Here is a 22805-nt window from a genome sequence, read left to right as displayed (position 1 = left end):
CTCTACTTGTAAGTATTACTTAACGCGTAACTCCATCGCCCATTAAATGACTGGTAGGCATTTACTTTAGCAAGTAGCGATGAAATAGTTGAATCAACGGCATTTTCTTGCGCTATTAAAACATCCTGACGCGCATCTAACAACTCTAAGTAAGGAATTTGCCCTTCTTCGTACATTGCTTGTGCTTGTAAAAATGCATTATTAGCAAATTGATAACGCTCATCAGCAAAGCGCGATTGCTGTGCTTGATTGACCAATAATTGCAGAGAAAGTTCACTCTCGTTAATCGCTTTTAATACCGCTTGCTGGTAGTCAGTATACGCCGCTTGGCTTAAAAACTGCTGCGCATCGCGTTGTGCTAAAAGCGCAGGGTAACTTAATAATGACCACTGCAATTGCGGCGCTACTTGCCATTGCTGCTGGGTATCACTAAAACCGTTGCTCCCTAAACTTAACACGCCTGCAAAGCCGCTTAAGCTAATATCCGGCAATAAAGCTTTGCTGGCTGCTACACTCAGGCTATTTGCTTGGCTAAAATCAAATAAAGCACGACTTATATCAGGTCTTAATGCTATTGCATCATTAGGCTTTGCCAATGACACCGCAAAAGCCTTAGTTAATATAGTACGTTCATCATTAATGCTCAGTGATTGCGTAGTTTGCGCGCTTAATACGGCCAAAGTAGATAAGTCACGGTACTTGGCATATTCAATTGCCGGCACCAAGGCTTGCTGCTGTCTAAGTTGCGCCATAGTGCGGTTTAAGTCGAGCTCATTGGCAACACCTTCATCAACTTGGGCCTGTAGCACTTGAATGCTTTGTTCAAGCGCTTCTATTTGCATCTCAATAATTTGCTGCTTTTGCAGATTACCTTGATAACTCACAAAGCCTTTAACCACAGCCGACACCACTTCAATTTGCAATAACCTAACTTGCTCAGCTTGGCTCATTGCTTGTGAATTCGCGGCATCGACTAACGCAGTAATTCGACCAAATAAGTCGAGCTGCCAATCAAGTGCTAAATTCGCACTTGATTGCCGGCTATTGGTATTGCCTAGCCCGCTTCGCTTTGCACCAATCTCAATACCTCCTTGCGGTAAGTATTGCGCTTGTTGCTCGCCAATACGCGCCAAAGCGCTTTTTAATACCAGCTGACTAGTTTGTAAGTCGTAATTATTAGCAAGTGCGTTGCTCACCAGTTGGTTTAGCTGCGCTGAGCCCAGCTTGTGCCACCAGTTTTGCTCATCTTCACCCATAAATTGCTCTGCAGATATTGCCTTGGCAACAAACTCATTAACCTGTTGTTGCTGAGCGGCTGTGTCAATTTTACTCGCACAACCTGATAACACAGCAACCGCTAATACAGAACTCAGCCATGGCGATAATTTAAGGGCGCTTAGGTTAAATTTAGTCATGTGAAGACTCCTCAACGCGCGGCTTTTTTACCACCAGCATATAAAACACCGGTGTAAATAATAGTCCAAACACAGTTACACCAATCATACCCGAGAACACCGCATTACCCATGGCATGACGCATTTCTGCTCCAGCACCGGTTGCCAATACAAGCGGTATAACACCTGCGGTAAAGGCAATTGATGTCATTAAAATTGGGCGTAAACGTAATCGACACGCCGCTAACATCGCCTCAAGGTGCGATAATCCGGTGTCATGCTTATCTTTAGCAAATTCCACCATAAGGATGGCATTTTTAGAAGCCAATGCGACCAGTACAATCAACGCTATTTGGGTAAATATGTTGTTGTCTGTACCTAGAAACCACACTCCTAATAACGCTGAGAAAATAGTCATAGGTACAATTAAAATAATGGCCAGTGGTAAACGTAAGCTTTCATACTGTGCGGCCAGTACCATAAACACCAGCAATACAACCAGAGGGAATACATACACCATGGTATTACCGGCTAATACTTGCTGGTACGTTACCTCAGTCCACTCATATTCAATACCAGTAGGCAATGTTTTTGCTAGTACAGCTTCAATCGCCAATTGCGCTTGATCAGAACTATAACCGGGCGCTGGGCTGCCATTAAGCTCTGCACTTGGGTAGCCGTTGTAATGCATTACACGATCAGGACCAATAGTAGGCGTTACCGTTAATACTGAGCCTAACGGCACCATATTACCGGCACGATTACGCACTTTTAGGTTTAGTATTTGCTCTGGGTCTACCCTAAAATCAGCATCAGCTTGGGCATTAACCTGGTAAGTACGGCCAAATAAATTAAAGTCGTTTACATACACTGAGCCTAAATAAATTTGCAACGAGTTAAACACTTCATCTAATGGAATACCTTGAATAAGCGCTTGCTCGCGGTCAATATCAATATCCATTTGTGGCACTTGAATTCTAAAGCTTGAATACAGCCCCATTAACGCCGGATCTTTTTGCGCCGCAGCAATCACTGATTGCAAACTGTTAAATAAGGCTTCAAAGCCTTTGTTAGCTCTATCTTCTATTTGCAGTTTAAAACCACCTGTGGTGCCTAAGCCTTGAATTGGCGGTGGTGGAAACACAGCGACAAAGGCTTCATCAATGGCCGCAAAACGTTGGTTTAATTGCGCTGCAATAGCCGAAGCCGACATACTCGGATCCGTACGCTCTGCAAAAGGCGCCAGTGGTGTAAATACGATGCCGCTATTTGGGCTATTAGTAAAACCATTCACTGAAAGGCCAGGAAACGCTACCGTGTTCGCAACCCCAGGGACCTCTAATGCAATTTGCTGCATTTGTTTTACCACCGCTTCTGTACGGTCTAAACTTGCAGCGTCAGGTAACTGCGCAATGGCGACTAAGTATTGCTTATCTTGTTGTGGAATAAAGCCACCCGGTACCGCATCAAACAATTTAATCGTACCGCCAACTAAAGCAATATACGCAACCATAACCACAACGCTCATACGAATAAGCTTTTGTACCAGCTTTTCATACCCTTTAGCACCACGGTCAAACACGCGATTAAAAGGTTGGAATAACCAACGGCCAAATAATTTATTAAGCACGCGGGTAAACGCATCAGGCTCGGCATCATGTGATTTCAACAATAAAGCGGCCAGTGCTGGCGACAGCGTTAATGAGTTAAACGCCGAAATTACCGTTGAAATCGTAATGGTTAATGCAAATTGCTTATAAAACTGCCCTGAAAGCCCAGTAATAAAAGCCGTCGGAATAAATACCGCACATAATACTAATGCAATCGCAATAATAGGGCCGGTTACTTCCGTCATTGCAACGCGGGTTGCTTCAAGCGGTGATAAGCCATCTTCTATGTTTCGCTCAACATTTTCTACGACCACAATTGCGTCATCAACCACGATACCGATAGCCAGTACTAAACCAAATAGCGATAAGGTATTAATAGACACCCCAAGCCACTGCATTACGGCAAACGTACCAATGAGTGAAATAGGCACCGCAATTAACGGAATAATAGACGCGCGCCAGGTTTGTAAAAATACGATAACCACAATCACCACCAGCACGATTGCTTCGAGTAAAGTGGCGATCACCGCATCAATTGAACCACGAACAAATACCGTTGGATCATAAACAATGTCGTATTCAACACCTGCAGGAAAGTCTTTTGATAAACGTGCCATGGTTTCACGCACCTGATCAGAGAGCTCAATGGCATTTGACCCTGGACGTTGAAATATTGGCATCGCTAAAGCGGGTTGATTATCAAGCTCAGCACGCAATGCATAAGAATCTTGGCCTAAATCAACACGTGCTACGTCTGACAAACGGGTAAGCTGCCCTTGCTCCCCAACTTTAATAATGACTTGTTTAAACTCTTCAATGCTATTAAGGCGTCCTTTGACGTTTAATAGAATTTGGAACTGACTGTCATTTGAAATCGGTTGCGCACCTAAACTACCTGCTGCAACTTGCTGATTTTGCGAGCGTAGTGCATTGACCACGTCACTTGCAGTAAGCTCACGTGATGCTAGCGCATCGGGGTTAAGCCAAACTCGCATTGCATATTTACCGCCACCAAATAAACGAATATCACCCACACCAGGTAAACGCGCTATTTCATCTTTAATATTTAAATCGGCATAATTTGATAAATATGCGGTGTCATGGCTGTTTTGAGGTGAATATAAATGCACCACCATGGTTAAATCAGGTGATGATTTTTCAGCAACTACACCTAAACGCTGCACTTCTTGTGGCAAACGCGGCAGTGCACTATTTACTCGGTTTTGCACTTGCACTTGGGCACGGTCTAAATCAGTGCCTAACGCAAATGTCACCGTGAGCGTCATACGTCCGTCACTGGTTGCTTGTGAAAACATATACAGCATGTTTTCGGTGCCATTTATTTCTTGCTCAAGCGGTGTTGCCACTGTTTGTGCAATAACCGTCGGGTTAGCACCTGGGTAACTGGCAGTCACAACCACTGTTGGTGGTACAACTTCTGGGTATTCACTGACAGGCAGCTGAAATAATGAAATGCTACCTGCAATTAAAATAATCAACGACAGCATGGCCGCAAAAATCGGTCGCTGTATAAAAAAGTGTGAAAATTTCATCTAATAACCTTATTGCTTAGCAACTAAATCGGCAGGGTTAGCACTTAGCGTAAATGCAACGCCTTGGGTATTAATTGCCACTTTATTTGGTGATATCGGCATACCGGGTCCTACACGAGCTGGGCCATTTACAGCAATAACATCGCCTTGCTCAAGTCCTGATGTGATGGCTCGCAACGATCCATAGCGCTCCCCTACCGTTACAAGCTTATACTGCAGCACATTGTTTTCGCCTACCGTTAACACAAAGCGATTTTTTAAATCTGTGCCTATGGCTCTGTCTGGAATAATGACAGTTTCACGCACTGCATTAGCAGCTAACTTAATGCGTGCAAATGAGCCCGAACGCAGCTCGTTACTACGATCATCAAATACCGCACGAACGCGTAAAGTGCCTGTAGATGCGTTAATTTGATTATCTATAAAGTTAATATGGCCGCTATAGTTAAAATCGTCTTGCCCTACTTTTTGCATTACAACAGGCTGTTTGCTTGCAGCTGTTACTTCGTCAAATGCGCTATTCCAAGTACGTTCATCTACATCAAAGTAAGCGTACATTTTGTCATTAGAAACAATTGAAGTAAGCACGCTTTGCCCTGCAAGTACGTTGTTACCTTTGGTAATATTTGCGCGAGAAATCACGCCATCAATAGGAGAAACCACTGACGTAAACTCTAAATCGAGCTTTGCAGCTTTAAGCTGCGCTTGCAGTGCAGCAAGTTGTGCTTCACGCTGACGTAAAGTCGATGTACGCGCTTGTGCTTGCTCAGTCGAAATGGCTTTTCGCTCAGTTAAGCGTACAGCACGCGATGCTTCGCTTTTTGCTTGTTCAAGTGCTGCTTGAGCACTTTTTACCTGAGCGCTTAAACTGTCAACGGTTGCAGCGAATGAGCGATCGTCTAAACGAAATAATACATCGCCTTGTTTAACGCTATCCCCTTCTTTAAATTCAATTTGCTCAATAATGCCGGATACACGCGGCATTAATGCCACTTTTTGCGGTGACTCTAAGCGTGTTGTATAGGTATGCCAACTTTGAACTGGCTTAACCAAGACTTCGGCTACATCAATAGCTTGTTGTTGCTGTGCGGGGGCTGATTGCGCTGTACTTTCATCGGCACAACCGGCCAGTGTGATTAATGCAACAGATAGTGCTGTAGCAATTAAGTGTTTGTTCATAACGACGCTCCTTTTAATTTAGCATTGCATAATACGGAACATACTTGATGACAAAAACAATAGATTTTTAAATTCATTAGTGCCAAAATGGCATCAATACTCACTAAGTGATGAAATAATGGATACAACCAGTCGACTATTAATGCTGCTTGAAGTGGTAGAGCAAGGCTCATTTGCAAAAGCAGCCGAAATACGAAATATTGACCGCTCAGTGATCTCTAAGCAAATTAGTCGGTTAGAGGATGAACTTGGGGTAAGACTATTAAACAGAACAACCCGCTCATTCTCTCTTACAGCAGCGGGCGCTGAAATGATAAAAAAAGCGGGTGAGCTGCGAAGCCTGCTTGGCGAAACGGTGCGCATGGCAGAAAACTACCACCAAGAGCCACGCGGCGTATTGAAAGTGACCGCATCGACTTTAATAGGTCGACGCTACTTACAGCCAGTGATCAACGATTTCCAAAAACGCTTTCCGCAAGTGGAAGTAGAACTGCGTTTAGATGACCGACTGGTTGATATTGTATCTGAAGGATTTGATTTAGCGTTTAGAGTGGGTGAACCCAAAGACTCATCATTAATTGCTCGTAAAATTGCCCGTAATCGTCTGTTACTATTAGCCGCGCCAGCGTTTATAGAAACATACGGTATGCCAACAACAATCACTGATTTGGCACAATTGCCAGCGGCCAGTTATGCCAGCAACTCACTACGGGTAGAAGGCATAAATTACTATAACCACACTGGCGAGCACTGCGAGCAAAAAATAAAAAGTGTGTTTAGAGCAAACGATGCAGAAGTATTACTGATGAAAACTCTCTCTGGCACCACCTACTTTTTAGCGCCGGCATTTATTTTAGATAAAGAAGTGATTGATGGGCAACTGGTGCCCTTACTTACCGATGTAAAATTAATGGAACACAGTGCAATGTATGCTGTATACCCACACCGAGATTTACCGGTAAGAACACGATTGTTTTTTGATGCCGTGCGTGAATACATTGGCAAAGAAAGACCGATTTGGGAAAACAGTATTCCTAATTTTGATCAAATGTATTAAGCCGCATCTGCACAGAGGTTAATATCAGAAAAAACCGCATTGCGCCCCGCATCTTTTGCCTTATAAAGCTGCTTATCTGCTTGCGCTATTAATTCAGCCAAATTTTGTTGTTGATACTTAACTACGCCAACACTGGCTGTTAAATTTATGGTTATACCATTGGCTTCAATATATTTAGTTGCAACGGCTTGTCTAAGATTTTCAGCCATTGCCAGCGCGGATTGTGCACTATCAAAATTGCTCATTAAAGAAAATTCTTCCCCCCCCACCCTAAAAACATACCCTTTTGCAAAAGTAATCCTAAATAGAGTTGCCAACTCAACCAGCACTTTATCTCCTACATCATGGCCGTATTCATCATTTATTTGTTTAAAGTGGTCAAGATCAATTAAAAACAAGTACAGCTGTGATTTGTCTTTTATCTCCACTTCAAAATAATGGCTCATAGATAAACGGTTTCCTGCTCCCGTGAGAGGATCAAGTAAAGCCAAGTTTTTAAGTCGCTTCGAAAATTCGGCCCTATTTCCTTCAAAAACATGAGAAATGACCCATATAATAATATAAATAAACAGTAAGTTGAGCGCTAGGTTAAAAGAGGAAAAATAAGGGCTTGGTAATTTATAAAGCAACACTGATGATTGCATAACCAAAAGTGTGGCCGATAACACAATACCGTATTTTCGACCAAGAAGTAGATAATACAAAATGGGTAAAGAAAACGCCCACAAAAACAAACCATTTTTAAGTGGTGCCAAAAAGGTTCCACATAATATAACGAGCGTTACAGTCATACAAACCGTTATGGCATACCAGTTTCGTTGCTTGTTTTTAACCAATTGTATAAAAATATAAAAACAAAGTGCGGAAAAACACACCTCTAAGCCGCCTACAATATAAAAATGATTTTTTGATAGGTTAAACACAGCAAAAATAAATGACAGCAAACCAAAAAATAAACACATCCATTTTAAGACATGCTTACGTAATATTTTTGTACTGTTAAGAGCGGCTATATCCATAAAAAACTTAAATCAAAACTAATGGTTTATATTAACCCTGAAATGCAATAATCACAATTTTATGCTTAACAACCCCCTTTAAAATAAGCAAAAAGGATTGGTTAAATGCAGCTACTCTGTAAGCAGTTCATTAACTGTGCCAACCAAGTCAGCAAATTCCTCATCAACATGTGCGACTTGTTTAGGGCTTAAGGTTTGATTTAATTTAACCAGCAACTGTGCGTATGCCCTTAAATTTTCCTCATTTCTCTCAATGAGTTCAGCACTCATAAACAGCTCTCGTTCTGTAATGATAGTGCGTAACTGCTGCGCAAATTGGGCATCATCAAGGGTTTGCTGATTAAACAGTGCTTCAAGTGCACTTAACCGAGTTAGTTTATAGTCATACCATAAATTGCTGGTACTGATATATTCACTGTTAGCTTGTGACACTAGCGTTCGCTGCTCTGAGGTGAGCTTACCAAGCCATTGTTCGTAGTAGTCTAGTTGCCTGTCTAAACGAGACTGCTGATGCTCCTCTTTGGTTAATGAAGCGTGCTCTTTTATTTCATCATTAATTTGCTCACGAATGTTTTCTACCATTTCACTGCGTTGTGATGGAGTTAACGTTTTTGCCAGCTCAATTAAGGGATCACTCGCGTACAAAAGTAAATTACGCCAATGCTGCTTTACCTGTGTTATTTTTGCCATCAACTGTGCTGTATCAGCCTCTTTATCGAGCAACTGCCTTAAGTCGAGTAAATCGGCTTTATATTTTGGTAACTCAACCTCTCGGTGCCAATCTCGAGTGTTATTAATAATTACTTTTAACTGCGTTGATTGGCTTTTATTTAAGTCGACATAATCGTCTATCCAAAACGAAGATAGCCAAGCAAGATTGTTATAAGCAAAGGAGGTAGAACAACTGGCAATAAACAATAAACTGGTTATAAAAATAATCTTGCTTAGTTTTATATTTTTTAAATTATTTAACATTAACAGACCCCGTTTTATGATGCTTTGGTTGCCAAAAATCATCATAAGTAATTATGTAAGCTATTGCTCGCTTTTATTTTTTTCATTTTTCTATAGAATCGCAAGCTAACGCAATTTATATCATGACTATATGCTTAAGTTTAGAATTTTTGAGCTATAGTTAAAGCTACTTGTTAATACGTTTGTATACCTAGGTTATAAACGTTGGCGTTATTAATTTAGCTCATAATTTTTTACCTATCCCTAATAGATTCACTAGGTAAGTTTTACTTTTATGGCGCTTACATAGAACGACAACTAATTTGGAGACATGCTTATGTCACAGTCTAATTTTAAAGCACTGCTACTGGCCGGTATTATGCTCGCTACCCCTCTTGCCCATGCTGGACTAGAAGAAGGGATCAGAGCTGCTAATGCGGGTGAATTTGAAGAAGCACTTAAAGAGTTTAATTATTTAGCTGACAAAGGCTATGCACCGGGTATTTACGAATTAGGTAAGCTATACGAAGGTGGCCATGGCGTTACCCGTGATTATTACAAAGCAGCTGAGCTGTACCAACAAGCCGTTAAAAAGAACCATGTAGATTCAATGTTTGCACTTGCGGTTTTATATGACGAAGGCAATGGCGTTAAATTAGACAAACAAATGGCCATAACCTTATTTGAAAAAGCAGCCAATAAGAACCTTCCCGCAGCACAGTATAACTTAGGTGTAATGTACGCAAATGGCGATGGTGTTAGCCAAGATTATAAAGCCGCCAGAACATGGTATGAAAAAGCCGCTGCTAATAATTACACATTGGCGCAGTTTAATTTAGCACTGATGTATTTTGAAGGCTTAGGAATGCCAAAAAATCTTGAAATGTCGTATGTGTGGAATACCATTGCCGAGTATAACGGCAACATGCAAGCGAGTCACAGCCGTAAACTTGATGAACGTACTATGCTTCCTAAAGAGGTAGCTGAGGCCAAAGAAAAAGCCGATGCAATTTATACCAAAATTTTAGCGGGTACTTATGCTGGCGAAGGACGCCTGTTTTAAGTTAGCTATTAAAAAAGCTGAATGAAGTGATTCATTCAGCTTTTTTGTTTTAAACGCTACAGGCTATTTTACATAAAGCCACTTTAGCACTTTGATCAGTAATTTATTTTGTTTAAGTAATAAACCAATGCGCGGGTTAACCGAGCCAGAGACTAAGGTATTTTTTGCATGGCTAAAGGTGAGAAAACCTTCTTTGCCGTGATAATGCCCCATCCCCGAATGCCCCACGCCACCAAACGGCACATCATCGGCAGCTACTTGTATTAATGTGTCGTTTACCGCAACTGTTCCGCTAAGTGTTTGCTTAATAATGTACTGTTGCGCCTGTTTATCTTGACCTAAAATGTAAAGGGCTAATGGGTGGTCGCGTAATCGAATATAATTAAGCACGTCCTCTAATTTGTCGTAACTCATAATGGGTAAAATGGGACCAAATAGCTCTTCTTGCATTAATGTCATCTCATCTGTTACGTGCGTAACAATATGCAGACCCATACGATGCTTTTCGCCATCTTGCTGGTTTTGTTCAAGCGGTTTAGTAATTTTAGCGCCTTGCTCTTGTGCTTGCTCTAAATAACCTAGCAAACGTTGATAATGTGCAGGGCTTATAATCGAGGTCAGGTTTTTGCCTTCTACACCTTGCTTAAAGTGTTTTTTATAAAGGGTACAAAGCGCTTTAATGAATTGATGCTCTAATGATTTAGGAACAAACACGTAGTCAGGCGCTACACATATCTGCCCTGCATTGGCCATTTTTCCAAATAATAAAGCACGCGCGGCTTTATTTACATCGGCTTTTTCTAACACAATAACGGGCGATTTTCCGCCGAGTTCTAATGTTACTGGCGTTAAATTTTTACTGGCCGCGGCCATAACTAACTTGCCAACAGCCGTCGAGCCTGTAAACAGTAAATGCGCAAACGGCAATGATGAAAACTCACTTGCCACGTCGCTACCACCTTGAATAATTGTACAGTGTTGCCTTAATTCACCTGCAAATATTTTTTCAATAACGGCATTGGTGTTAGGCGTAAATTCACTGAGCTTTAACATCACCCTGTTACCCGCTGCAATCGCAGTAATAACAGGTACCAATGCTAGTTGAATGGGATAGTTCCATGGTGCAATCACACCCACCACACCAATAGGCTGATAGGTGACACTTACTTTTGAGGGCCATAAGCTTAACCCCGCGCTGCGCTGACTAGGCTTAGACCATCGAGGTAGCTTTTTAATAATATGCGCAAGTCCCTGCATGGTGGGCAAAATATCCCCCACTAAGGTATCGAACGCCGTTCGGTATCCAAAATCTTTAGATACTGCAGCAATCAAGTCTTGCTCTAACGTTACAATGTTAGCGCGTAATTTTTTGAGTAAAGCAAGACGTTGCTCAATGGGTAAATAAGGGGTGTCTTCAAAAGCATGCTTTAGTTCATTAAATTGCGAACGCAAAGACCCTGTAGATAATGTGTCAGTGTTCAAAATAGGCTACCCGATTTATAACGTTTTCAAGACTATAACCTTGTTCTGTTACTCGAGCAATAAAGAGTGATTTTGCAACACGAGGAAAAGGATTGCAAAAACACTCAACAGGTTGGTTGGAACGCATACCGATGCACTGCTTTTGTGTGCATCGGTTATCTGTTTTGTTAGTTGATTAAAGTGGGTTATTAAAAACCAAAAACTTGGGCTGCTATGGTCATTGTTACTAAGGTAATTAAAACAATAGCGACAATATTTAACACAAAGCCAGCACGGATCATGTCTTTCATTTTAATTTCGCCCGAGCCAAACACAATCGCATTGGGTGGTGTAGCTACTGGCATCATAAACGCACAACTACATGCAATCGCGGCTGGAATAACCCATACTAACGGACTGCCTGTTACTGACTCAGCAACGGGGCCTAGCAGTGGTAAAAAGCCTGCTGCTGTTGCCGTATTACTGGTTATTTCGGTTAAGAACGTAATCAACGCAACCACAACAAGAATGCTCATTACTAATGGAATAGTACTCGCCCCTTCAATCATATTGGCAATGTAGTCAGCTAATCCTGATGACTTTATTTGCGAGGCAAGTGTTAATCCGCCACCAAATAAAAGCAACACACCCCACGGCACTTTAGCGGCACTTTCCCAATCTAAAATACGCGCATCACTGCCTTTATTTGCCGGTAGTACAAACAGTAATAATGCAGCGGCAATAGCAATACCGGTATCTGAAATTTTAAGCCCAGTAACATCGCCTAATAAAGGTCTAAATATCCAACAAATAGCGGCAAGCACAAATACAAACAACACGCCCTTTTCAGCACGTTGCATTAGGCCTAAGTCTTTTAGCTGTGAAGAGAATACCGCTTTAGTATCAATACGCTTATTCGCTTGTACATTCGCATCGACTTTATAAGTGAATTTAGTTAACCAAATCCAGCTGATCAGCAACATACCGAGCGCTAAAGGCACACCAACAATCATCCACTCGGCAAAGCCAATTTCAATCTGATAACTGTCTGATAGATACGCCGCCATTAATGCATTTGGTGGAGTACCAATTAATGTAGCAATACCGCCAATACTTGCGCCATAAGCAATCGACAGTAAAAGGGCTTTACCAAAACCTTCATTACTAGGATCTGAGCTTTTAACTAAATGGGTAATAGATAAAGCGATAGGTAGCATCATTACTGCTGTAGCGGTATTAGACATCCACATTGATAAAAATGCAGTCACTAACATCATCGCTAAAATTTGTAAGCTTGGTTTTTTACCTGCATAAAGCATTGTTTTTAATGCAATACGCTTGTGTAATCCCCAACGCTCCATCGCTATTGAGATTAAAAAGCCACCTAAAAATAAAAATATCAGCGGATGCGCATAAGGTGCTGCAACACTTTTTATCGCTGCTATATCAACAATCGGCGAAATCACTAAAGGGAGTAACGCAGTAGCAGGAATAGGCACTACCTCACTCACCCACCACGAGGCCATCCAAAATGCTAAGCCTGCGGTTTTAAACGCTGCCGCCGACATACCTACTGGCGGCTCAACTAAGCAAGTAAGTAGCATGACACATGGACCAAGTAACAATAACAGCCATTGCATAAATGGCTTTTTATTCGCGTTATTTTCTAAAATACGTTTTGTCATTTGTTCAGCCCTTAAAATTTATATTTAAGACCAAGTGCAACACTGCTATCAGCATTTTCTTCTAGGTCGAGGTCAGTGTATAAAAGGTAAGCTGTGGTTTGCTTGTCAAATACATAATCTACACCCGTGGTCCACTGGGTAGCGTCTGATGTTTGACGTAGTTTTGAATCATCTTTTGCAAATTGTACTTTAGGTACCCATTTGTCTAACTTATAGCTTGCGCTTAGTACATAACCGTTGCCAGACTTAGCGCCGTCAATCGATTCTGAACGCTGGTACAATGCCCCTAATTGTAATTTTTCAAACTTATACACACCAGCAATACGGCTTGCTTTAATGTTATTAAGCGAATCAACATGGCTGATTGAAATAGAGTAAGGTGTTTTATTTAAATTACGGTCGCCGTAAATTAGCGTAGCAGCAAATCCTGCTTCGTTATCTTTGTTGTCATCTTTTGGCGCATAGGTAAATGAAAACTGCGCGTTATGCCAATACTTAGAGGTATAGGTGATGGTATCGCCTAAGCGGTCTTGCCCTGCAATTACTTGAGCAATATCAGCTTGGGTTTCGTTAAAATTATCAAGCTTACCTTCTGAATATTTAAAGCGCGTGTCGTTTCGCCCAACCACCACTTCACCAAAAGCACCTTTTAGACCAAGGTAAGTATTGCGTGCTGCAAAAGGCTCATTGGTGTCGTCGTGTTCAAAACCTTTTACTTGAACTTCGTATTTAAATACCGCGGTAAAATACTCATTTAATTTATGGTCACCTTTAATGCCAATACGCGAAAAAGGGGCATCTATTTGCGTGCCTTCGTCAGCGTAACGCATTATGCCTGTATCGGTGTTAGCAATTTGTACTTCAGCTTTACCATACACTGTGTAGTCTGCAGCAAAAGTGGTTGCAGGTAACGTGGCAGCACTGCATAACGCAGCAAGTACTGAACCTTGGAATAGATTGTTTTTCATTATGTGTCCTAATTATGTGATGCTACTTGTTGTCTGCAACTACAAAGCAAGAACATGACCAACTAAAAAATAACAATAATTTTCAGTGATTTAAAAAATAAAGGTTTAAAAATAAACATTGAAATGTGCGGGTTTCCACACATAAAAAACACTCAATATCACCATTTCCACCCATTAATCGGTGAACATATCTCGATTAAGGTTATATTTACTCATTTTATCGTAGAGGGTTTTACGCGCAATTTGTAAGGTTGTCATGGTGTCTTTAATGCTGCCATGGTTAAGCTCTAGCGCCTCTTCAATTAAGGATTGCTCATAAAAGCTGACCTTTTCGGCTAGGCTCAAATCTAATGATAGCGTGCTGTTGCTTGAGTCACTTTGTGCAAATGCCAGATCGGGGCCTAGCAATACCGCGCGCTCGGCTTGATTTCTCAATTCCCGCACATTGCCAGGCCAATCATGCGCTAGTAAACGTTGTTGTAGTTCTATATTGAGCGCCCCTAACGGTTTATGAAAGCGGGTCGCAGCTATAGAGCTAAAATGTTTAAACAACAGTGGAATATCTGCTTTTCTGTCTCTTAATGCAGGGATGCTGACTTTTACTAAACTAAGTCGGTAATATAAGTCGGCTCTAAACTCACCTTTTTCTACCAGCGAAAGTAAATCGACTTTGGTTGCCGCAACTATACGAATATCAAGCTCTATCGCTTTATTAGCACCGACCGGAGTTACTTTTCGCTCTTCAAGCACCCGTAGTAATTTAACTTGAAGCGATAAAGGAGTGCTTTCAATTTCATCTAAAAAAACGGTGCCGCCTTGTGCAAACTCAAATTTACCTTTGCGATCGTGTGTTGCGCCAGTAAAGGCTCCGCTGATAGCCCCAAACAGTTCGCTTTCTATTAATTGCTCTGGGACTGCGCCACAGTTAATAGCCACAAACTGACAGCTTGAACGGTTACTATGATCGTGTAAATAACGGGCAACCAATTCTTTACCTGTGCCAGTTTCACCTTCAATCAGCACATCAGCCGGAGTATCAATCACCGTGTTGAGTAGGTTCATCATATGCTGCATTTTAAGCGTATCACCTAAAATACGTACACCGGGCGCCGACGTTTTCTCAACCGCGCGCTTCAGCGCTCTGTTTTCCATTACTAAAGCACGTTTATCTGAGGCTCTGGCAATACAATCTAATAAATTTTCGTTCAGTGGTTTTTCAAATAAATCATACGCGCCCAATTGCATCGCTTTTACCGCAACAGAGACATCAGCATAACCGGTTAAAAATATCACGGGTAGTTCGCTATCGAATGCTTTTACCTGCTCAATAAAGGTTAAACCATCCATAGTGGGCATGTTTATGTCACTAAGTACAATGCCACAAAAACTGCGATTTAAGCGACTTAAGGCAACACTTGCATCACTAAAACACTGTACCTCATACCCCTCGAGCGTTAATAGCTGATTCAATGAATCGCGGATCATCGCTTCATCATCAATAACAATAATCTGTTTGCAAACAACGGCTTCAATCATTTTTAGTGGCCTCTATGCTTGATAAACTAATAATAAATTGCGCACCGCCTTCAGGGCGATTATGTGCAGTTAAGTAACCATTAAATGATTCAATAATTTGCTTTGAAATCGATAAGCCCAGCCCTAAACCGTTACTTGATTTGGTACTATAAAAAGGTTCAAAAATAGACCCCAACACATGATGCTCAATACCAGGGCCACTATCTAATATAGAAAGCTTAACGCGCTCTTCAAAGCATTCAACATCAAAACTGAGCTCTCTAACTGGCTCACCTTTCATTGCCTGTGATGCATTGGTGATTACATTAACCAGTACTTGTTCAAATTTTAATGCATCAACCCACACCGTGATCTCTTGCGAAAACTGCGGTCCACTTACGTTAACATCGTCTTGTTTAAGTTGCGGATGGGTGATCATCAACGCATTGTTTAATAACGCCGACAGTGGATGAGGCCGAAGTTGCATGGTCGCCGGTTTACTAAAGTGTTTAAGCTGCGCCACTATTTTATGCACTCGCTCTACTAAATTCTCAATAATGATTAAGTTTTCATTTAATGCGTTGAGCTTTCCCTTTTTTAGGAAAATTTTAGCACTGGCTAAATAGGTGTTCATTGCGCTGAGCGGTTGATTAATTTCGTGATTAATGCCCGCACTCAATTGCCCTATGGTGGCTAACTTTGCCGACTGTACTAATGCGGTTTGGGCTTTTTCGAGTGCTTGGGTACGCTCTAGTACTTCGAGCTCTAAACTGTGACGCGAATACAGTAATTTTTTATACCCGGCAAAGCGTGCCAATAAGCTATATCCAACAAAAATAAACACCCAATAAAATAACACTAGCCATAGTAATCTAGGCACCTGTAAGGCGTTAATGTTTGAAATATCAACAAGCACTGTCATGGTTGCATTCAGATGAGTTAAGGGTCTTGAGGCGGCAACGTATTCATCTTTATCAATTTTAAATTGCTCAATGCCTTGGCTTTTGTAGCGCTGTTGTTTAATTTGTAGCGGTTGATGATCTAAGTAAGCACGGCGCTGTTTAATATCACGACGCGCGGTAATATCAAGCTCTGTAAAACTATTTAAACGCCATGCGGGTTCATCCGACATGGCAATAATATTATCGGCAAGTTGCAAATAAAAATGGCTTCCTTTTGAGGTATTTAAAAGCGAACGATCGTTTTCAAATTTAGCGACATTAATTTTAAGCGCCACCACGCCAATGGCTTTTCCATCTAGGTAAATAGCTTGGGAAAAATAAATTCCGCGCTCTTTTGAGCGCTGACCAAGTGCAAAGTATGCGACCTTTTCACCGGCAAACGCTTGTTTAAAATAAGGTCTAAATGCAAAGTTACTACCTAAAAATGTATAGTCGGTTTGCCAGTTACTACTGGCAATAACATCGCCATGAGTATCTAGTATGTATACATCTGAGGCACCACTGGCTTGTTGAATATCAGCAAGGTAATTGTTAATTGCATTAAAGTGTTGTGATTCATTATTAGTAAAACGAATCAATACGTTATTTTCAGTTAGCAGCTGAGGGATAGCCGCAAATCGAGCGAGTTCGTTATCGATATAATTATTTAATTGGATAACTTGTAGATCAGCTTGAATTTTGGCTTGCCCTAAATCATAAGCACGACCAAACGAAAAGGTGACCACCAATAATAGTACTAACAATATACAGGCAAAAATAATTTTTTTGGGGATGGAGAACATAAACGCCTATGACAACTATGATGCCAATAATAAGTAATAGCCAATATTGTAACGAGTTATCCCCCTTTGCAGAAGAAACTTTTTGTTAACAATTGTACTGAAACTAAAAAACCGTGAAATATTACATTCCACGGTTTAATCACCTTTTAAGGTGTGCTGTTTTAGCTTAATTTACGCTTTTGCAACGACAGGTTTGTCTTTAAAGTATTTGTATAAGCCAATTAATGAGGCTGCAATCCAAAATATTTCAATCACAAAGCTTGCTAAGTTAAAGTTATAACAAAGGCTAATAAGTAACAAAATAGCGCCACTTAAATTCATTAAGTTATACGTTAAACTTTTAGGTGAAACTTTATTTAGTTGCAGCAAAAAAAATGAACCAACCACTAAAAAAGTGCCACTCATACCAACAATATCAAATAAAAGTGCGATCACACGTCTATCCTTTTCCATTTTAAAACCCAACTGACTGGCCCAATCCATGGGGAGGGTTTTTTTCAATCATTGAAACAGCAAAACCAGCGAAGTTTACCAGTGCAAAAAAAGCAAACAAGGGCTTATGTCCGCCCCTCACTACTTTAGACTATAAACAAAACGTTTATTTAAACGTGACTTTACCACCAATCATTTTATAGGCAGGGGTCCCTTTTATAATTGTGGGGCGGGCAAAAGGTCGTTCACAGCCTGGGCATACGCATTCAGTATGGGTGTGATCTTGGGTTATTCTTTCTATAAAACATTTTACTAAAGCACCTTTGCCACCTTTACGGTATTTGAATAACGGTGCCTTACACGCAGAACAAAATATATCGACCGTTTTTGTAGGCCCTTTTTTATTGGGCTTAGCCATACTTCCTCAATAATTACTTTACGATTAGTTAATAGCATAATGCTATCACATCAGTGGTAGAAAATAATGAACGGCTGTTGCGCTAATACATTTTTTAAACAGTCGGTAGATAACTCTACTTTATAAACGATTAGCTTTAGGCTTTTATCGATAAACGGGTTAATTGAGCTGATAACACATTCATATTAAAAGGCTTTACGATAAACCCTGACACTTTAGCATTAATCGCTTTTTTGACAGTCGAAGAACTATCTTCACAGGTCACCATAAGTACAGGAAGGTTTTTCAGCTCGGCATCTTTTCTAATATTATCAAGTAAAGTAATGCCATCCATTTTAGGCATATGAAGATCTGTTATAACCAAATCAAACATTTGATTTTGCAGTATGTTTAATGCTTGAAGCCCATCTGTGGCTTCAACAATATCTTTATAATCTAACTGCCTTAACATATTAATTAATACATGACGCATTAACGGCATATCATCAACAACAAGTATTTTCATGCGTATGTTTTACCAAAATAGCTGCGAGCAAATTTTCATTAAAACAAAGTAAAGGCGTCACGCCAATCTAAAAGGTATTAACAAAAACGTGTTATGTGTAGTAACAACATTAGTTAACAATACCTATTGCCGCAAGTAATCAGATGGATACTTATATCCCCTTATTTTAGCTAAACAAAAGTTTAAAAAACTGCAAACGAAGCTTGAGTTATATGTGCTAAGCTTTTTGCACTTAGTGTTACTTCTAACCCTCGTTTTCCGGCACTAACATATATCATTTCAAAATCTAACGCACTGGAGTGTATGTATGTTTTTAGCCGTTTTTTTTGGCCAAGGGGGCTTACTCCTCCCAAAATATAACCGGTACTCGCCTGCACTTTTTGTGGGTCTGCCATCATCACTTTTTTTACTGTACAAAGCTTCGCAAGCTGTTTTAAATTAACCTGCTGAGTGACGGGAGTCACCGCTACAATAAGCTGTTGCTCTGAGGTTTCAAGCACTAGGGTTTTAAATACTTGGGCGCTATTTAGATTTAGCTTTTCAACCGCTTCGAGGCCGTAATTAGTATTGTTTATATCGTGCTCGTAACTAAGTATGTCAAACTTAATATCGCTTTTTTTTAGCTGCTCTATAGCGGGGGTCATCTGATAAAGTCCAAAATAAATTTCCCTAATAATTTAGCACATTAAACATAAAAAAACGGCGCTAAAAAAGCGCCGTTTATATTAGGGTCTATTGATCCGACTAATTACTTAGTTAAGTCATCAAAAAACTTTTTAACCCCATCAAAAAAGCCTTGCTCTTTAGGGCGGTTTTTTGAGCTGTCTTTGCCCATACTTTCATCTAATTCTTTAAGTAAGTCACGTTGACGCTCGTTTAAATTAACTGGCGTTTCAATCACAACCTTACAAATTAAATCGCCTTGAGCGCCACTGCGTACTGACTTAACACCTTTGCCACGCATACGGAACATTTTGCCCGTTTGTGTTTCTGACGGTATTTTAAGCTTTGCACGCCCATCAAGCGTTGGCACTTCAATTTCACCGCCAAGGCCTGCGGTGGTAAAGCTTATTGGTACTTCACAATATAAATTATTAGCTTCACGAACAAATATTTTGTGTTCACGAACAGATACTTGCACATACAAGTCACCTGCTGGTGCACCATGCATGCCTGCTTCGCCTTCACCTGATAAGCGAATACGATCGCCAGTATCTACGCCTGCCGGGATTTTAACCGATAGCGTTTTAGTTTTTTCTACACGGCCTTGCCCATGACATTTATTACAAGGATCTGAAATGATCTGACCTTGTCCATGACACGTCGGACAGGTTTGCTGCACGGCAAAAAAACCTTGGCGCATTTGTACTTGGCCTGCACCATGACAGGTTGTACATGTCTTTGGCTTTGAACCCGCTTTAGCACCACTGCCATCACATGGTTCACAACTAACCCAAGTAGGTACTTTAATCTCAACGTCTTTACCACGAACCGCTTCTTCTAAGCTTAAGTCCATGTTGTAACGTAAATCTGAGCCACGTTGCTGGCGTGATTGACGTCGACCACCGCCGCCACCAAAAATATCACCAAATACGTCACCAAAAATATCACCAAAATCACCTTGGCCGCCGCCAAAGCCACCGTGACCACCGCCACCACCTTGTTCGAAGGCTGCATGGCCGTATTGGTCATACATTTGACGCTTTTGCGCATCAGTCAGTATTTCGTAAGCTTCTTTAACTTCCTTGAATTTAGTTTCAAGGTCTTTATCACCGGCGGTACGATCGGGGTGATATTTCATCGCTAAGCGTTTATACGCTTTTTTTATGTCTCGCTCACTCGCATCTTTGCTTACGCCGAGGACTTCGTAATAATCGCGTTTTGACATATCTATCACACTACTCTTTTCTATTTACAGCGTTAGCTGCTGGACAAACCGATAAATCATATCAATTTATCATTGAATTTTTAAAGCGTTTTATTCACTTCTCTTTACATGCAAAAGGCGCGTTAAGCTTTAGCCTACGCGCCTCATGTGTTCATCCTAACTCAAACACTTGATTTGGTCATGTGTTTTAAATTAGCGAGAAGCGTTAGCAACAATTACTTGTCGTCTTTAACTTCTTCGAACTCTGCATCAACAACATCGTCATCTTGTTTAGCTGACTGTTGTTGTTCACCAGCGTCACCACCAGCTTGTTGTGCTTTAGCTTGAGCGATTTCCATTAGCTTTTGAGACTTTTCAGCAAGCGCTTGCGTTTTCGCTTCAATCTCTGCTTTGTCATCACTCTTAATTGCTGCTTCTAGGTCAACAACAGCCGCTTCAATCGCGTCTTTGTCTTCGCTTGGCAGAGCATCACCCGCTTCTTCAATTTGCTTACGTGTACCGTGAACAAGTGCATCAGCTTGGTTACGTGCAGCTACTAACTCTTCAAACTTTTTATCGTCTTCAGCGTGCGCTTCTGCATCACGAACCATTTTTTCAACTTCTTCATCGCTTAAGCCAGAAGATGCTTGAATAGTGATTTTTTGCTCTTTACCTGTATCTTTATCTTTTGCAGATACATGTAAGATACCATCGGCATCAACATCGAATGTTACTTCGATTTGTGGCGTACCACGTTGTGCTGGGCGAATGCCTTCTAGGTTAAATTGACCTAGCGATTTGTTATCACTTGAACGTTTACGCTCACCTTGTAACACATGAATGGTTACTGCAGATTGATTATCTTCTGCTGTTGAGAATGTTTGCGATTTCTTAGTAGGAATCGTGGTGTTTTTCTCAATCAGTGCTGTCATTACTGACCCCATCGTCTCAATACCTAGAGATAATGGTGATACGTCTAGTAATAGTACGTCTTTCACGTCACCTGCAAGTACACCACCTTGAATCGCAGCACCCACAGCTACCGCTTCATCAGGGTTAACGTCTTTACGTGGTTCTTTACCAAAGAATTCAGCAACTGTTCTTTGAACAAGTGGCATACGCGTTTGACCACCCACTAGAATGATATCGTTGATATCGTTCACAGACAGGTCAGCATCAGCTAGTGCGCGTTTAAGCGGTTCAATCGACTTAGTCACTAAGTCTTCAACCAGTGACTCAAGCTTAGCACGTGTTAATTTCACGTTCATGTGCTTAGGACCTGATGCATCAGCGGTTACGTACGGAAGGTTAACTTCTGTAGATTGTGCTGATGAAAGCTCAATTTTTGCTTTCTCTGCTGCTTCTTTAACACGTTGCATAGCAAGCGGATCATTTTGTAAATCGATACCTTGATCTTTCTTGAATTCAGCAACTAAGTAGTTGATTACACGGTTATCAAAATCTTCACCACCTAAGTGAGTGTCACCATTTGTCGCAAGTACTTCAAATGTGTGCTCGCCTTCAACTTCATCAATTTCAATGATTGATAAATCGAAAGTACCACCACCTAAGTCGTATACCGCTACTACGTTTTCGCCACGGTTTTTATCCATACCGTATGCAAGGGCTGCAGCTGTTGGCTCATTGATAATACGTTTTACTTCAAGACCCGCAATACGGCCCGCATCTTTTGTAGCTTGACGTTGTGAATCGTTAAAGTATGCCGGTACTGTGATTACCGCTTCAGTTACTTCTTCACCTAAGAAGTCTTCAGCCGTTTTCTTCATTTTTTTCAGTACTTCAGCAGAAATTTGTGGTGCAGCGCGTTTTTCACCGCCTGCTTCTACCCATGCATCGCCATTATCTGCTTTGATAATTTTGAAAGGCATGATGCCGATATCACGTTGTACTTCTTCGTCTTCAAAGCGACGACCAATTAAACGTTTGATTGCAAATAACGTGTTTGTTGGGTTAGTTACCGCTTGACGTTTTGCAGGTTGACCTACTAACGTTTCACCGTCTTGCGTATAAGCAATAATAGACGGGGTTGTGCGATCGCCTTCCGCATTTTCAATAACACGTGCTTTGTCACCATCAAGTACTGCAACACAAGAGTTAGTAGTACCTAAATCGATTCCAATAATTCTACCCATGAATCTTCTCCAACTTCTAAATTCGTTAATACATTCGATGACTAGTTAATAGGGATGCCACAAACTTAATTCAACTGTAAAAATGAAAAAAAACGCATTTTTTTTAATTTATTTACTAAATAACCCTAAAAAGAGTAGGGATTGCTCATTTTTTGTAATTTGGGAGCTTATTTATTGTCTGGTCTGATGAGTTTGGGTGTGATATAAATTTAGCAAATAACAGCAAAA

Annotated in this window: 18 protein-coding genes; 2 read left to right on the top strand and 16 right to left on the bottom strand. The window is 40.9% G+C overall.

What is annotated here, in order from left to right:
* Positions 1–2 precede the first annotated feature (2 nt).
* From ND6B_RS02500 to ND6B_RS02510, 3 genes are read right to left on the bottom strand one after another with little or no spacing between them, the layout of a single operon-like run.
* Complete coding sequence (locus ND6B_RS02500) at positions 3–1415, bottom strand: TolC family protein (RefSeq protein WP_033104170.1); 1413 nt, start codon at positions 1413–1415, stop codon at positions 3–5.
* Positions 1408–4557 carry an efflux RND transporter permease subunit gene (locus ND6B_RS02505; protein WP_033104169.1) on the bottom strand — a complete coding sequence of 1050 codons (3150 nt, stop codon included), beginning with the start codon at positions 4555–4557 and terminating at the stop codon, positions 1408–1410. The genes ND6B_RS02500 and ND6B_RS02505 overlap by 8 nt, the downstream gene beginning before the upstream one ends.
* A gap of 9 nt (positions 4558–4566) precedes the next feature.
* Positions 4567–5736 (bottom strand): efflux RND transporter periplasmic adaptor subunit, encoded by a 1170-nt coding sequence (locus ND6B_RS02510; protein ID WP_033104168.1) that lies wholly within the window; start codon positions 5734–5736, stop codon positions 4567–4569.
* A gap of 118 nt (positions 5737–5854) precedes the next feature.
* On the opposite strand from ND6B_RS02510, the gene ND6B_RS02515 reads away from it, so the two are divergent.
* On the top strand, positions 5855–6793 hold the full coding sequence (locus ND6B_RS02515) for a LysR family transcriptional regulator (RefSeq protein ID WP_008112392.1): 939 nt from the start codon (positions 5855–5857) through the stop codon (positions 6791–6793).
* Here ND6B_RS02515 and ND6B_RS02520 read toward each other — a convergent pair.
* Both ND6B_RS02520 and ND6B_RS02525 read right to left on the bottom strand, forming a co-directional pair.
* Positions 6790–7812 carry a GGDEF domain-containing protein gene (locus ND6B_RS02520; protein WP_028834104.1) on the bottom strand — a complete coding sequence of 341 codons (1023 nt, stop codon included), beginning with the start codon at positions 7810–7812 and terminating at the stop codon, positions 6790–6792. The two genes, ND6B_RS02515 and ND6B_RS02520, sit on opposite strands and share 4 nt — an antisense overlap.
* A gap of 111 nt (positions 7813–7923) precedes the next feature.
* A complete protein-coding gene (locus tag ND6B_RS02525; RefSeq protein ID WP_033104166.1) occupies positions 7924–8787 on the bottom strand; it encodes a DUF6279 family lipoprotein in 864 nt (287 codons plus the stop codon).
* A gap of 316 nt (positions 8788–9103) precedes the next feature.
* On the opposite strand from ND6B_RS02525, the gene ND6B_RS02530 reads away from it, so the two are divergent.
* Positions 9104–9829: a tetratricopeptide repeat protein gene (locus ND6B_RS02530; protein ID WP_013463177.1), complete on the top strand. Its 726-nt coding sequence runs from the start codon at positions 9104–9106 to the stop codon at positions 9827–9829.
* 63 nt (positions 9830–9892) lie between these two features.
* Here the strand turns inward: ND6B_RS02530 and ND6B_RS02535 are convergent, their stop codons facing one another.
* The 11 genes from ND6B_RS02535 to dnaK form a co-directional block, all read right to left on the bottom strand.
* On the bottom strand, positions 9893–11311 hold the full coding sequence (locus tag ND6B_RS02535; RefSeq protein WP_033104165.1) for a coniferyl aldehyde dehydrogenase: 1419 nt from the start codon (positions 11309–11311) through the stop codon (positions 9893–9895).
* A 188-nt stretch (positions 11312–11499) separates the two neighbouring features.
* Entirely contained in the window at positions 11500–12975 is a 1476-nt protein-coding gene (locus ND6B_RS02540; RefSeq protein ID WP_028834108.1) for an SLC13 family permease, read from the bottom strand.
* A gap of 11 nt (positions 12976–12986) precedes the next feature.
* A complete protein-coding gene (locus ND6B_RS02545; RefSeq protein ID WP_033104164.1) occupies positions 12987–13943 on the bottom strand; it encodes a porin in 957 nt (318 codons plus the stop codon).
* A gap of 174 nt (positions 13944–14117) precedes the next feature.
* On the bottom strand, positions 14118–15479 hold the full coding sequence (locus tag ND6B_RS02550; protein ID WP_028834110.1) for a sigma-54-dependent transcriptional regulator: 1362 nt from the start codon (positions 15477–15479) through the stop codon (positions 14118–14120).
* Positions 15472–17202, bottom strand: coding sequence for a sensor histidine kinase (locus ND6B_RS02555; RefSeq protein ID WP_033104163.1), 1731 nt, complete (start codon positions 17200–17202; stop codon positions 15472–15474). The genes ND6B_RS02550 and ND6B_RS02555 overlap by 8 nt, the downstream gene beginning before the upstream one ends.
* Before the next feature lie 171 nt (positions 17203–17373).
* Positions 17374–17637 carry a CBU_0592 family membrane protein gene (locus tag ND6B_RS02560; protein WP_008112375.1) on the bottom strand — a complete coding sequence of 88 codons (264 nt, stop codon included), beginning with the start codon at positions 17635–17637 and terminating at the stop codon, positions 17374–17376.
* Positions 17638–17800: 163 nt separating this feature from the next.
* A complete protein-coding gene (locus ND6B_RS20465) occupies positions 17801–18052 on the bottom strand; it encodes a hypothetical protein (RefSeq protein ID WP_033104162.1) in 252 nt (83 codons plus the stop codon).
* A gap of 136 nt (positions 18053–18188) precedes the next feature.
* Positions 18189–18557: a response regulator gene (locus ND6B_RS02570; protein ID WP_008112370.1), complete on the bottom strand. Its 369-nt coding sequence runs from the start codon at positions 18555–18557 to the stop codon at positions 18189–18191.
* Between the two features lie 182 nt (positions 18558–18739).
* Entirely contained in the window at positions 18740–19201 is a 462-nt protein-coding gene (ybaK, locus tag ND6B_RS02575) for a Cys-tRNA(Pro) deacylase (RefSeq protein ID WP_013463169.1), read from the bottom strand.
* Between the two features lie 104 nt (positions 19202–19305).
* Positions 19306–20445, bottom strand: a complete 1140-nt coding sequence (dnaJ, locus tag ND6B_RS02580) for a molecular chaperone DnaJ (protein ID WP_013463168.1) — start codon at positions 20443–20445, stop codon at positions 19306–19308.
* 215 nt (positions 20446–20660) lie between these two features.
* Complete coding sequence (gene dnaK, locus ND6B_RS02585) at positions 20661–22577, bottom strand: molecular chaperone DnaK (protein WP_013463167.1); 1917 nt, start codon at positions 22575–22577, stop codon at positions 20661–20663.
* Positions 22578–22805 lie beyond the last annotated feature (228 nt).

The sequence above is a fragment of the Pseudoalteromonas sp. ND6B genome (assembly GCF_000764215.1).
Classification (GTDB): Bacteria; Pseudomonadota; Gammaproteobacteria; order Enterobacterales; family Alteromonadaceae; genus Pseudoalteromonas; species Pseudoalteromonas tetraodonis.
The sequence above is the reverse complement of the archived record's forward strand: the minus strand, read 5'-3'. Positions and strand labels throughout refer to the sequence as shown.